The organism is Klebsiella sp. JN_Kp127 (genome assembly GCF_040062505.1).
GTDB lineage: Bacteria > Pseudomonadota > Gammaproteobacteria > Enterobacterales > Enterobacteriaceae > Klebsiella > Klebsiella quasipneumoniae.
Genome location: NZ_JBEAHS010000008.1, coordinates 108,334 through 121,796, shown reverse-complemented (window position 1 = coordinate 121,796; position 13,463 = coordinate 108,334). Strand labels below are relative to the sequence as shown.

Here is a 13,463-nt window from a genome sequence, read left to right as displayed (position 1 = left end):
GGGGTCTCCCCATGTGAGAGTAGGGAACTGCCAGGCATCAAATAAAGCAGAAAGCCCGGTCGAAAGACCGGGCTTTTTGTTTTTGCGTTTAAAAAGAACCCCGTCCCGAAAGGTGCGGGGTTTTTTGCTGTGTGGGGTATGCCTCCCCCGGTGGCGCTGCGCTTACCGGGGCTACGGATCCTCGGCCACCTGCTGGCCGAGGGGACATCAATGCCGCAAAGTTACCGACGTCAATCGTAGTCTGCTTCAGCCTGCTGCTCATGTATCAAATTCAATAACGGATACGGTTGACCCAGATCGTCCGTTTCAGAGCGACCTGTCACTTTGAAACCCATTCTCCGATAAAACCCGACCGCTTGTTCATTCTGCTCATTTACGTTGGTCGTCAGTGTTGGCGTTAACGACAGCGCATGCGCGATCAGCAATCTCCCCACACCGCAGCCGCGGACATCCGGATCGACGAACAGCGCATCCATATGATCTCCGGTCAGCAGCATAAAGGCGATCGGCTGGTCCTCCGTGTTAACCGCCACCCACAGCGGAGCCTCCGGTATAAAGGCACGTACCAGCTCCTCCAGCTCTCTCCGATACGCTTTTGACAGAAAATCGTGCGTGGCGTCGACTGACCGACACCAGATCGCAATCAGTTTATCCCCTTCATCAGGCCGGGAACGGCGGATGCTAATAACCATATTTTCTCCTTTTCTTCATTCTTATATTCTAACTCAATGCGCGCCGTGAAATTTTCTCACCGTGAACATGCAGACTCGACATTCACCCGATTCCTGGTTATCTTCAGCTATCTGGATGTCTAAACGTTTATACGTATGCTATGAGGTAATAGAGTTATGCCAATTCGGGTGCAGGACGAGCTACCAGCCGTCAATTTCTTGCGCAATGAAAACGTCTTTGTGATGACGACAACGCGTGCAACAACTCAGGAAATCCGCCCCCTGAAGGTGTTAATCCTCAACCTGATGCCGAAGAAAATCGAGACGGAGAATCAGTTCCTGCGTCTGCTGTCGAACTCTCCGCTGCAGGTGGACATCCAGTTATTACGTATCGATGCGCGTGAGTCACGTAATACGCCGGCGGAACATCTGAATAACTTTTACTGCAATTTCGATGAGATCTGCGATCAGAACTTCGACGGCCTGATCGTCACCGGCGCTCCCTTAGGCCTGGTTGAATTTAATGATGTCGCTTACTGGCCGCAGATCAAACAGGTGCTGGAGTGGGCCAAGGATCACGTCACTTCGACGCTGTTCGTCTGTTGGGCGGTTCAGGCCGCGCTGAATATTCTGTACGGCATTCCCAAGCAGACCCGCGCCGAAAAGATTTCTGGCGTTTATGAACACCATATTCTTCATCCACACGCTTTACTGACCCGCGGTTTCGACGACTCTTTCCTGGCCCCACACTCACGCTATGCTGACTTTCCTGCAGGGCTTATCCGGGATTATACCGATCTCGAGATCCTCGCGGAGACGGAAGAGGGCGATGCGTATCTGTTCGCCAGTAAAGATAAGCGTATAGCCTTTGTCACCGGCCACCCCGAGTACGATGCCAATACCCTGGCAAGTGAATATTTCCGCGATGTGGAAGCCGGTTTGAACCCTGAGGTTCCCCACAACTATTTTCCGCAAAACGACCCGCAGAACAAACCGCGCGCCACCTGGCGGAGCCACGGTAATCTGCTGTTCGCTAACTGGCTGAACTATTACGTCTACCAGATTACACCATACGATCTGCGTCATATGAATCCAACGCTGGAGTAATACTCCGCACGAAACGATCCTAAAGCGTTTCAGCACTTTGCCTCTGGCACCTTCGGGTGCCTTTTTTATTTCCGAAATTCACCTCATGGCTGATGATAACTTTAATTTCATTGTTATCAATATGTTAATCTCATTTTAAAATTAAAATGGAAATTGTTTTTGATTTTGAAAATTAATTGAGTAGTCTTAATTGTGCTGAGCGAAAACTGCACAACGATCTTTCGCTCGCTTCCAGCGGATCAACCAAGAGGAGCAGCACAATGACGCAGCAGGCGACAATCACCGATGAACTGGCCTTTAGTCAGCCCTATGGCGAGCAGGAGAAGCAGATCTTGACGTCTGAGGCGGTAGAATTCCTGACGGAACTGGTGAGCCGCTTTACGCCGGCGCGCAATAAACTGCTGGCCGCGCGTCTGCAGCAGCAGCAGGCTATTGACGATGGGCAGCTGCCGGATTTTATTTCGGAAACTGCTTCCATTAGAAATGGCGACTGGACCATTCGCGGTATCCCGGCGGATTTGCAGGATCGCCGCGTTGAAATTACCGGCCCCGTCGAGCGCAAGATGGTCATTAACGCGCTGAATGCTAACGTAAAAGTCTTTATGGCGGACTTTGAGGATTCGCTGGCGCCGGACTGGCGTAAAGTCATTGATGGCCAAATCAACCTACGTGATGCCGTGAACGGGACCATCAGCTACACCAATGAGGCTGGCAAAATCTACCAACTGCAGCCCAATCCCGCTGTGCTGGTATGCCGTGTGCGCGGCCTGCACCTGCCGGAAAAGCATGTGACCTGGCGTAATGAGGCCATTCCCGGCAGTCTTTTCGATTTTGCGCTCTATTTCTTTCATAACTACCAGGCGCTGCTGGCGAAAGGAAGTGGTCCCTACTTCTATCTGCCAAAAACCCAGGCCTGGCAGGAGGCGGCATGGTGGAACGATGTCTTCAGCTTTACTGAAGATCGCTTTGACCTGCCGCGCGGCACCATCAAGGCCACGCTGCTGATTGAAACACTGCCAGCGGTGTTCCAGATGGATGAGATCCTGCATGCGCTGCGCGACCATATTGTCGGCCTGAACTGCGGCCGCTGGGACTATATCTTCAGCTATATCAAGACGCTGAAAAACCATCCTGACCGCGTACTGCCGGACCGCCAGGTGGTGACGATGGATAAACCCTTCCTCAGCGCCTACTCACGGCTGTTGATTAGGACCTGCCACAAACGCGGGGCGTTTGCGATGGGTGGAATGGCGGCCTTTATCCCGAGTAAAGAGGCCGAGCGTAACCGTCAGGTGCTGAATAAAGTCACCGCCGACAAAGAGCTGGAGGCGAACAACGGTCACGATGGCACCTGGATCGCCCATCCTGGGCTGGCGGATACCGCCATGGCGGTGTTTAACCGCGTGCTCGGCGACAAGCCGAATCAGCTCTCGGTGACCCGTAGCGAGGACGCGCCAATTACCGCCGAACAGCTGCTGGCCCCCTGCGAGGGCGAGCGCACGGAAGCCGGGATGCGCGCCAACATCCGCGTGGCGGTGCAGTACATCGAAGCCTGGATCTCCGGCAACGGCTGTGTACCGATTTATGGCCTGATGGAAGACGCCGCGACGGCCGAGATCTCGCGCACCTCTATCTGGCAGTGGATCCATCATCAGAAAACCCTGAACGACGGCACGCCGGTCACGAAAGCGCTGTTCCGCCAGTGGCTGGCGGAAGAGCTGATGGTGATTCAGGAGGAGCTGGGGGAGCACCGCTTCAGCCATGGCCGCTTTGACGATGCGGCGCGGCTGATGGAGCAGATCACCACCTCCGACGAACTGATTGATTTTCTGACATTACCGGGCTACCGCCTGCTGGCCTAATCGCCAGATGGTGTTGTTCGCCATTTAGTCCTTCACCAATGACGCCTGGGGAGCCAGGAAATAATATGGAGCATCTGCACATGAAAACCCGTACCCAACAAATCGAAGAATTAAACAAAGAGTGGACGAACCCGCGCTGGGAAGGGATTACCCGCCCGTACAGCGCGGAAGAGGTGGTGAAATTACGCGGCTCGGTGAACCCGGAATGCACGCTGGCGCAGCTTGGCGCAGCGAAAATGTGGCGTCTGCTGCACGGTGAGGCGAAGAAAGGGTACATCAACAGCCTTGGCGCGCTGACCGGCGGCCAGGCCTTGCAGCAGGCGAAGGCCGGCATCGAAGCCATTTATCTCTCCGGCTGGCAGGTGGCGGCGGATGCTAACCTGGCGTCCAGCATGTACCCGGATCAGTCGCTGTACCCGGCCAACTCGGTACCGGCGGTGGTGGATCGGATCAACAATACCTTCCGCCGCGCCGATCAGATCCAGTGGTCAGCCGGGATTGAGCCGAACGATCCGCGCTTTATCGACTACTTCCTGCCGATCGTGGCGGATGCGGAGGCCGGTTTCGGCGGCGTCCTGAACGCCTTTGAGCTGATGAAATCGATGATTGAAGCCGGTGCAGCGGCTGTTCACTTCGAAGATCAGCTGGCGTCGGTGAAGAAGTGCGGTCATATGGGCGGTAAAGTGCTGGTTCCAACCCAGGAGGCGATACAGAAACTGGTGGCGGCGCGTCTGGCGGCCGACGTGATGGGGGTCCCGACGCTGGTGATCGCCCGTACCGATGCTGACGCTGCCGATTTAATTACTTCAGACTGCGATCCGTACGATCGTGAGTTTATTACCGGAGATCGCACCAGCGAAGGGTTCTTCCGCACCCATGCCGGGATCGAGCAGGCGATCAGCCGCGGGCTGGCTTACGCGCCGTATGCGGACCTGGTGTGGTGTGAAACGTCGAAACCGGATCTCGAGCAGGCGCGTCGCTTTGCCGAAGCCATTCATGCGCGTTTCCCGGGCAAACTGCTGGCCTATAACTGCTCGCCGTCGTTTAACTGGAAGAAAAATCTCGATGATAAAACCATCGCCAGCTTCCAGCAGCAGCTGTCGGACATGGGGTACAAATACCAGTTTATTACCCTCGCCGGGATCCACAGCATGTGGTTCAACATGTTCGACCTCGCCCATGCCTACGCTCAGGGTGAGGGGATGCGCCACTATGTTGAAAAAGTGCAGCAGCCGGAATTCGCCGCCGGGCCGGAAGGCTATACCTTCGTCTCGCATCAGCAGGAGGTGGGCACCGGCTACTTCGACAAGGTCACTACCATTATCCAGGGCGGCGCCTCGTCGGTGACGGCGCTGACCGGCTCGACCGAAGAAGATCAGTTTTGAGCCATGCCCGGTGGCACGACGCTCACCGGGCCTGTGAAGGGATCCAGACCGGATAAGCGAGCGCGCCATCCGGCCTGACGTGGTACCGGATGGGGGAGTTCGATGACGCGTGGTCTGGAATTACTGATTGCCCAAACGATATTGCAGGGATTTGACGCTCAGTATGGGCGTTTTCTCGAAGTGACTTCCGGCGCGCAGCAGCGCTTTGAACAGGCCGACTGGCATGCGGTGCAGCAGGCGATGAAACAGCGGATCCACCTCTATGACCACCATGTGGGTCTGGTGGTGGAGCAGCTGCGCTGCATCACGGAGGGAAAAAGCACGGATGCCGACTTTTTGCTGCGGGTGAAAGCCCACTACACCCGTTTGCTGCCGGATTACCCTCGTTTTGAAATTGCCGAGAGCTTTTTCAATTCGGTCTACTGCCGCCTGTTTGACCACCGCTCGCTGACCCCCGAGCGGCTCTTTATTTTCAGCTCGCAGCCCGAGCGTCCTTTTCGCACCCTTCCGCGCCCGCTGGCGAAAGATTTCTATCCAGAGCGCGGCTGGTCGCACCTGCTGGGTAAAGTGCTGTCCGATCTGCCGCTGCGGCTGCCGTGGCAAAATAAAGCGCGGGATATCGGCTATATCATTGCCAGTCTGCAGGAGGCGCTGGGGGAGGAACCGCTCGCCACCTGTCATCTACAGGTCGCCAATGAGCTGTTCTATCGCAACAAAGCCGCCTGGCTGGTGGGCAAACTGGTGATGCCGATGACCACGCTGCCCTTCTTGCTGCCGATCCATCGCAGCGACGAGGGCGAGCTGTTTGTCGATACCTGCCTGACCACCCATGCCGAAGCGAGCATCGTTTTTGGCTTCGCGCGTTCCTATTTTATGGTTTATGCGCCCCTGCCCGGCGCTCTGGTGGAATGGCTGCGCGAGATCCTGCCGGGTAAAACCACGGCCGAGCTGTATATGGCGATTGGCTGCCAGAAGCACGCCAAAACCGAAAGCTATCGCGAATATCTGCATTACATCGCTCGCTGCGATGAGCAGTTTATCGAGGCGCCGGGCATTCGCGGGATGGTGATGCTGGTGTTTACCCTGCCGGGGTTTGACCGGGTGTTCAAGGTGATCAAAGACCGCTTCGCGCCGCAGAAGGAGATGACCGCCGCCCACGTGCGCGCCTGCTATCAGCTGGTAAAGGAGCATGACCGCGTCGGGCGGATGGCGGACACGCAGGAGTTTGAAAATTTCGTGCTGGAGAAACGACAAATCGCGCCAGCGCTGCTGGCGCTGCTGCAGGCGGAAGCGGGGAACAAACTGACCGACCTCGGCGACCGGATTGTCATCAGTCATCTGTATATTGAACGGCGAATGGTGCCGCTCAACCTGTGGCTGGAGCAGGTTAACGGCCAGGCGCTGCGCGATGCGGTAGAAGAGTATGGGAATGCTATCCGCCAGCTGGCCGCCGCCAACATCTTTCCCGGCGATATGCTGTTTAAAAACTTCGGCGTCACCCGCCACGGCCGGGTGGTGTTCTACGACTATGATGAAATCTGCTATATGACGGAGGTGAATTTCCGCCAGATCCCGCCGCCGCGCTATCCCGAGGATGAGCTGGCCAGCGAGCCGTGGTACAGCGTCTCGCCGGGGGATGTGTTTCCGGAGGAGTTCCGCCACTGGCTGTGCGCCGACCCGCGCATTGGGCCGCTGTTTGAGGAGATGCATGCCGACCTGCTGCGCGCCGACTACTGGCGCGAACTGCAGACGCGGATTAAAAACGGTCATGTGGAAGATGTCTATGCTTACCGGCGTAAGCAGCGTTTTAGCGTGCGCTATGGCGCCGACAGTAGGCCGGATAAGGCGTTTACGCCGCCATCCGGCAAGGTGCGCCGATCTGCCTGATGGCGCTACGCTTATCAGGCCTACTTAAAATGCCCCTGTGGGGCATTTTTTTATTTAACCCCGCCGTATGCCAGCGTGACCTCTTTCGCGGCCTTAATGACCAGCGCGCCCAGCTCGGTCACCCGATCATCGGTCATGCGTGAGATGGGACCGGAGATGGAGATTGCCGCGAACGGTTCGCGGTGTTCATCATAAATGCAGGCGGCGACGCAGCGCAGGCCGAGCGCGTGCTCCTCGTCATCGAACGAGTAGCCCCGCTTGCGGGTCTGCGCTAAATCTTCCTTCAGATGCAGCGGCGAGACCAGCGTGGCATGCGTATAGGCATGCAGCCCTTTACGGTGCAGCAGGCTGGTCACCTGCTCTTCGCTCAGCTGCGAGAGGAACGCCTTCCCGGCGCCGGAGGCGTGCATCGGCAGTTTTCCGCCGATTGGCGCCGACATACGCATCAGCTGGGTGCACTGCACCTGGTCGATAATGATCGCCTGGTGGTCGCTCTGGTCAAGCACCGCCAGATTCACCGTTTCACCGGAATCCTCCATCAGCTGGCGCAGGATCGGGTGGACAATCGCCAGCAGATTGCGGCTTTGCAGAAAGCTGCTGCCGACCACGAAGGCATGCGCGCCGACGGCCCAGTGGCCCAGCTCGCCGACCTGGCGAACGAAACCCAGCTGCTGCATGGTGGTCAGCAGGCGGTGAGTGGTTGAGTTGGGCAGACCCGCCTGCTGCGCCAGCTCGGTCAGCGCGACGCTGCTGTGGGACTCGGCAATCCATTCGAGCAATTTCAGGCCGCGGGTCAGCGACTGAACCTGACCGCCAGCCTGCTGGGCGGTGGCAGCCGCGGGTTTTCTGCCGCGTCTCGCGGGAACGGGGGTAGTGGCCATCGCGGACTCCTTTTTCTGTATCGTGGAAATGATTTTCGTTTTATTTGGCGATAATGCAATCACAACCGGACTCATCGGAGGAGTGAAGCTGAACATGTCTCATATTGCCCGTTGTTGTCTTTTCCGCTCCGGTGGTTTATGCCAGTATGGTTTGTTGGCTATTTGGCCTGTGTTGAGCGTTGTCGGGAGCAAGTGTGAGCAGCAAAGTTGAGCAACTGCATCAGCAGTTAAAAGAACGTATTCTGGTTCTGGATGGGGGCATGGGCACCATGATCCAGGGCTACCGTCTGAGTGAGCAGGACTTTCGCGGTGAGCGCTTTGCTGACTGGCCGTGCGACCTGAAAGGCAACAACGACCTGCTGGTGCTCAGCAAGCCCGAGGTGATCCGCGAGATCCACGACGCCTACTTCGAGGCCGGCGCGGATATCATTGAGACCAACACCTTCAACTCGACGACCATTGCGATGGCGGATTACCAGATGGAATCCCTGTCGGCAGAGATCAACTTTGCGGCGGCGAAGCTGGCCCGCGCCAGCGCCGACGCCTGGACGGCCCGCACGCCGGAAAAACCGCGCTACGTCGCGGGCGTGCTTGGCCCAACCAACCGCACCGCCTCTATTTCGCCTGATGTGAACGATCCGGCGTTCCGCAATATTACCTTTGACCAGCTGGTGGCTGCCTATCGCGAATCCACCCGAGCGCTGGTGGAAGGCGGCGTGGATCTGCTCCTGATTGAAACGGTATTTGACACCCTGAACGCCAAAGCGGCCATCTATGCGGTGAAAGAGGAGCTGGAGGCGCTGGGCGTTGACCTGCCGCTGATGATCTCCGGGACCATTACCGATGCCTCCGGCCGCACGCTGTCCGGGCAGACCACCGAAGCTTTCTATAACTCGCTGCGTCACGCCGAAGCCTTATCGTTTGGTCTGAACTGCGCCCTCGGGCCGGACGAACTGCGCCAGTACGTCCAGGAGCTGTCGCGTATCGCTGAATGCTACGTTACCGCGCACCCGAACGCTGGCCTGCCCAATGCCTTCGGCGAATACGATCTGGATGCCGATACCATGGCGGCGCAGATCCGCGAATGGGCGGAAGCCGGTTTCCTCAATATCGTCGGCGGCTGCTGCGGCACCACGCCGGAACATATCGCCGCCATGAGCCGCGCGGTGGCCGGCCTGCCGCCGCGCCAGCTGCCGGAGATCCCCGTCGCCTGCCGTCTTTCCGGCCTGGAGCCGCTGAATATCGGCGATGACAGCCTGTTTGTGAACGTCGGCGAACGTACCAACGTTACCGGCTCGGCGAAATTTAAACGCTTAATCAAAGAAGAGAAGTACAGCGAAGCGCTGGACGTGGCGCGTCAGCAGGTGGAAAGCGGCGCGCAGATCATCGATATCAACATGGACGAGGGGATGCTCGACGCCGAAGCGGCGATGGTGCGCTTCCTCAACCTGATTGCCGGCGAGCCGGACATTGCCCGCGTGCCGATCATGATCGACTCCTCCAAGTGGGAGGTCATTGAAAAGGGCCTGAAATGCATTCAGGGCAAAGGCATCGTTAACTCTATTTCGATGAAAGAGGGCGTCGAACCCTTTATCCACCATGCGAAACTGGTTCGCCGCTACGGCGCCGCGGTGGTGGTGATGGCCTTTGACGAAGTGGGCCAGGCCGATACCCGCGAACGTAAAATTGAGATTTGCCGTCGCGCCTACAAAATCCTCACCGAAGAGGTCGGCTTCCCGCCAGAAGATATTATCTTTGACCCGAATATCTTCGCGGTGGCGACCGGTATCGAAGAACACAATAACTATGCCCAGGACTTTATCGGCGCCTGCGAAGACATCAAACGCGAGCTGCCGCACGCGCTGATCTCCGGTGGCGTCTCCAACGTCTCTTTCTCTTTCCGCGGCAATGACCCGGTACGTGAGGCGATCCACGCGGTATTCCTCTACTACGCGATCCGCAACGGCATGGACATGGGCATCGTCAACGCCGGCCAGCTGGCGATTTACGACGACCTTCCCGCCGAGTTGCGTGACGCGGTTGAAGATGTGATCCTCAACCGCCGCGATGACAGCACCGAAAGATTGCTCGAGCTGGCGGAAAAATATCGCGGCAGTAAAGTTGACGACGGCGCCAATGCCCAGCAGGCGGAATGGCGCAGCTGGGAGGTGAAAAAACGCCTCGAATATTCGCTGGTGAAGGGCATTACCGAATTTATTGAACAGGACACCGAAGAAGCGCGTCAGCAGGCCGCTCGCCCGATTGAGGTGATCGAAGGGCCGCTGATGGACGGCATGAACGTGGTCGGCGATCTGTTCGGCGAAGGCAAAATGTTCCTGCCGCAGGTGGTGAAATCCGCCCGCGTCATGAAACAGGCGGTGGCCTACCTGGAGCCGTTTATTGAAGCCAGTAAAGAGCAGGGCTCCAGTAACGGCAAAATGGTGATTGCCACGGTAAAAGGCGACGTTCATGACATCGGCAAAAACATCGTCGGCGTGGTGCTGCAGTGCAATAACTACGAAATAATCGATCTTGGCGTGATGGTCCCGGCGGATAAAATTCTCAAAACCGCCAAAGAGGTGAACGCGGATCTCATCGGCCTTTCCGGGTTGATTACCCCGTCGCTCGACGAAATGGTTAACGTGGCGAAAGAGATGGAGCGCCAGGGCTTTACCATCCCGCTGCTGATCGGCGGCGCGACCACCTCTAAAGCGCATACGGCGGTGAAAATCGAGCAGAACTACAGCGGCCCGACCGTTTACGTACAGAACGCTTCGCGTACCGTCGGGGTGGTGGCTGCGCTGCTCTCGGACACGCAGCGCGATGAGTTTGTCGCCCGTACGCGCAAAGAGTATGAAACCGTGCGTATCCAGCATGGGCGTAAAAAACCGCGCACCCCGCCGGTGACCCTGGCCGCCGCACGGGAAAACGATCTGGCCTTTGACTGGGAGAGCTACACTCCGCCGGTGGCCCATCGCCTGGGGATTCAGGAGGTGGAAGCCAGTATCGAGACGCTACGCAACTACATCGACTGGACGCCGTTCTTTATGACCTGGTCGCTGGCGGGCAAATATCCGCGCATTCTGGAAGATGAAGTGGTAGGGGAAGAGGCGCAGCGCCTGTTCAAAGACGCTAACGAGCTGCTGGATAAGCTGAGCGCAGAGAAAACCCTCAACCCGCGCGGCGTGGTGGGCCTCTTCCCGGCCAACCGCGTGGGCGACGATATTGAAATCTATCGCGATGAAACCCGCACCCACGTGCTGACGGTGAGCCATCACCTGCGCCAGCAGACGGAGAAGGTCGGCTTCGCCAACTACTGCCTCGCCGACTTTGTGGCGCCGAAGCTGAGCGGCAAAGCGGACTACATCGGCGCCTTCGCCGTCACCGGCGGCCTGGAAGAGGACGCGCTGGCGGAAGCCTATGAAGCGCAGCATGATGACTATAACAAGATCATGATCAAGGCCATCGCCGATCGTCTGGCCGAAGCCTTCGCCGAGTATCTGCACGAGAAAGTGCGCAAGGTCTACTGGGGGTATGCGGCCAATGAGAACCTCAGCAATGAGGAGCTTATTCGCGAGAATTACCAGGGGATCCGTCCGGCGCCGGGGTATCCGGCCTGTCCGGAGCACACCGAAAAAGGCACCATCTGGCAGCTGCTGGACGTCGAAGCCCATACCGGCATGAAGCTCACCGAATCGTTCGCCATGTGGCCGGGGGCATCGGTTTCCGGCTGGTACTTCAGCCATCCTGACAGCAAATACTTCGCCGTGGCGCAGATCCAGCGCGACCAGGTCGAAGACTACGCGCTGCGTAAAGGGATGACCCCGGCGGAAGTCGAGCGCTGGTTAGCCCCTAATCTGGGCTATGATGCGGACTAGTCGTCATCTTTCCTTACAACAAACAAGGCGCTCTGTGAGCGCCTTGTCTCTTTATTGAGGTTAACCCCTTATACTGAGATAGGTTCCAGAACGTCGGAACACCTATAACGATAAGGAGAAGCTGATTCCGTGTTAACTCTGCTACACCTGTTGTCCGCGGTCGCTCTGCTGGTGTGGGGCACGCATATCGTGCGTACCGGGGTGATGCGCGTCTATGGCGCTCGCCTGCGTACCGTTCTCAGTAGCAGCGTAGAGAAAAAGCCGCTCGCCTTCTGCGCGGGTCTTGGCGTGACTGCGCTGGTGCAAAGCAGCAATGCCACCACCATGCTGGTGACTTCGTTTGTCGCCCAGGATTTAGTGGGCCTCACGCCGGCGCTGGTGATGGTGCTGGGGGCCGACGTCGGGACGGCGCTGATGGCGAGGGTGCTGACCTTCGACCTGTCGTGGCTGTCGCCGTTGTTGATATTTATCGGGGTGATTTTCTTCCTCGGCCGTAAGCAGACCCGCGCCGGGCAGCTGGGGCGAGTGGGGATTGGCCTTGGGCTGATCCTGTTGGCCCTGGAGCTGATTGTGCAGGCCGTCCACCCCATTACCCAGGCCAACGGCGTGCAGGTGATTTTTGCCTCGCTGACCGGGGATATTATGCTGGATGCCTTGATTGGCGCCGTATTCGCGATCATCAGCTACTCCAGCCTGGCGGCGGTGCTGCTGACCGCGACGCTGACCGCGGCAGGAGCGATCTCTTTCCCGGTGGCGCTGTGCCTGGTGATTGGCGCCAACCTGGGATCGGGGCTGTTGGCGATGCTCAACAACAGCGCGGCGAACGCGGCGGCGCGCCGGGTGGCGCTGGGCAGCCTGCTGTTTAAGCTGGTGGGGAGCCTGATCATTCTGCCGTTCGTGCATCCGCTGGCCGCGGCGATGCATAAGCTGCCGTTGGCCGAGTCCGAGCTGGTTATCTACTTCCACGTTTTTTACAACCTGCTGCGCTGCATCGCGATGGTGCCTTTTGCCGGACCGATGGCGAAGCTGTGCCAGCGCATGATCCGCGATGAACCCGAGCTGGATAACCATCTCAAACCCAAGCATCTCGACCCGTCGGCGCTGGACACCCCGGCGCTGGCGCTGGCCAATGCCGCGCGCGAGACGCTGCGCATTGGTGACGCGATGGAGCAAATGCTGGAGAGCCTGCATAAGGTGATGCATGGCGAACCGCGTCAGGAGAAAGAGCTACGCCGCATGGCGGACGATATCAACGTGCTCTACACCGCCATTAAGCTCTATCTGGCGCGAATGCCAAAGGATGAGCTGGCGGAAGAGGAGTCCCGGCGCTGGGCGGAAATTATTGAGATGTCGTTAAACCTCGAGCAGGCCTCCGATATCGTCGAGCGGATGGGCAGCGAGATCGCTGATAAATCGCTGGCGGCGCGGCGCGCCTTCTCGGTGGAAGGGTTAAAGGAGCTGGACGCCCTGTACGATCTGTTGCTCAGCAACCTGCAGCTGGCGATGTCGGTCTTCTTCTCCAGCGATGTGCCCAGCGCCCGTCGCCTGCGGCGCAGTAAACACCGGTTCCGCATTTTTAACCGCCGTTACTCGCATGCGCACGTTGACCGTCTGCATCAGCAGAACGTGCAGAGTATCGAAACCAGTACGTTGCACCTGGCGCTGCTGGGAGATATGAAGCGTCTGAACAGCCTGTTCTGCTCGGTGGCTTACAGCGTGATGGAGCAACCGGATGAAGACGACGAAAGGGATGACTACTGAGACGGATTATTTTTCCGTCTATGTCGCTTCT

Annotated in this window: 8 protein-coding genes; 6 read left to right on the top strand and 2 right to left on the bottom strand. The window is 58.0% G+C overall.

Annotated features, from left to right (window positions below; genetic code table 11):
- Positions 1–230: 230 nt before the first annotated feature.
- On the bottom strand, positions 231–692 hold the full coding sequence (locus tag ABLV04_RS05960; RefSeq protein WP_032454547.1) for an acetyltransferase: 462 nt from the start codon (positions 690–692) through the stop codon (positions 231–233).
- Between the two features lie 156 nt (positions 693–848).
- Between ABLV04_RS05960 and metA the strand changes: the two genes are divergently transcribed.
- From metA to aceK, 4 genes are all read left to right on the top strand, one after another.
- Complete coding sequence (gene metA / locus ABLV04_RS05955; protein WP_004206830.1) at positions 849–1,778, top strand: homoserine O-succinyltransferase; 930 nt, start codon at positions 849–851, stop codon at positions 1,776–1,778.
- Positions 1,779–2,038: 260 nt separating this feature from the next.
- Entirely contained in the window at positions 2,039–3,640 is a 1,602-nt protein-coding gene (gene aceB / locus ABLV04_RS05950) for a malate synthase A (RefSeq protein ID WP_180266232.1), read from the top strand.
- 80 nt (positions 3,641–3,720) lie between these two features.
- Positions 3,721–5,025, top strand: a complete 1,305-nt coding sequence (gene aceA / locus ABLV04_RS05945) for an isocitrate lyase (protein ID WP_004206828.1) — start codon at positions 3,721–3,723, stop codon at positions 5,023–5,025.
- Between the two features lie 102 nt (positions 5,026–5,127).
- Positions 5,128–6,912 carry a bifunctional isocitrate dehydrogenase kinase/phosphatase gene (gene aceK / locus ABLV04_RS05940; protein WP_023291610.1) on the top strand — a complete coding sequence of 595 codons (1,785 nt, stop codon included), beginning with the start codon at positions 5,128–5,130 and terminating at the stop codon, positions 6,910–6,912.
- 50 nt (positions 6,913–6,962) lie between these two features.
- On the opposite strand, the gene iclR is transcribed toward aceK, so the two are convergent.
- Positions 6,963–7,793: a glyoxylate bypass operon transcriptional repressor IclR gene (iclR, locus tag ABLV04_RS05935; protein ID WP_180266233.1), complete on the bottom strand. Its 831-nt coding sequence runs from the start codon at positions 7,791–7,793 to the stop codon at positions 6,963–6,965.
- 194 nt (positions 7,794–7,987) lie between these two features.
- On the opposite strand from iclR, the gene metH reads away from it, so the two are divergent.
- Positions 7,988–11,671, top strand: coding sequence for a methionine synthase (gene metH, locus ABLV04_RS05930; protein ID WP_180266234.1), 3,684 nt, complete (start codon positions 7,988–7,990; stop codon positions 11,669–11,671).
- A 129-nt stretch (positions 11,672–11,800) separates the two neighbouring features.
- Entirely contained in the window at positions 11,801–13,432 is a 1,632-nt protein-coding gene (locus ABLV04_RS05925; protein ID WP_348815472.1) for a Na/Pi cotransporter family protein, read from the top strand.
- The last annotated feature ends 31 nt before the right edge of the window (positions 13,433–13,463 follow it).

What these genes read in the sequence shown, in the direction of transcription:
- ABLV04_RS05960 (WP_032454547.1), bottom strand. Translation starts at nt 692, where the DNA reads ATGGTTATTAGCATCCGCCGTTCCCGGCCTGATGAAGGGGATAAACTG.
- metA (WP_004206830.1), top strand. Translation starts at nt 849, where the DNA reads ATGCCAATTCGGGTGCAGGACGAGCTACCAGCCGTCAATTTCTTGCGC.
- aceB (WP_180266232.1), top strand. Translation starts at nt 2,039, where the DNA reads ATGACGCAGCAGGCGACAATCACCGATGAACTGGCCTTTAGTCAGCCC.
- aceA (WP_004206828.1), top strand. Translation starts at nt 3,721, where the DNA reads ATGAAAACCCGTACCCAACAAATCGAAGAATTAAACAAAGAGTGGACG.
- aceK (WP_023291610.1), top strand. Translation starts at nt 5,128, where the DNA reads ATGACGCGTGGTCTGGAATTACTGATTGCCCAAACGATATTGCAGGGA.
- iclR (WP_180266233.1), bottom strand. Translation starts at nt 7,793, where the DNA reads ATGGCCACTACCCCCGTTCCCGCGAGACGCGGCAGAAAACCCGCGGCT.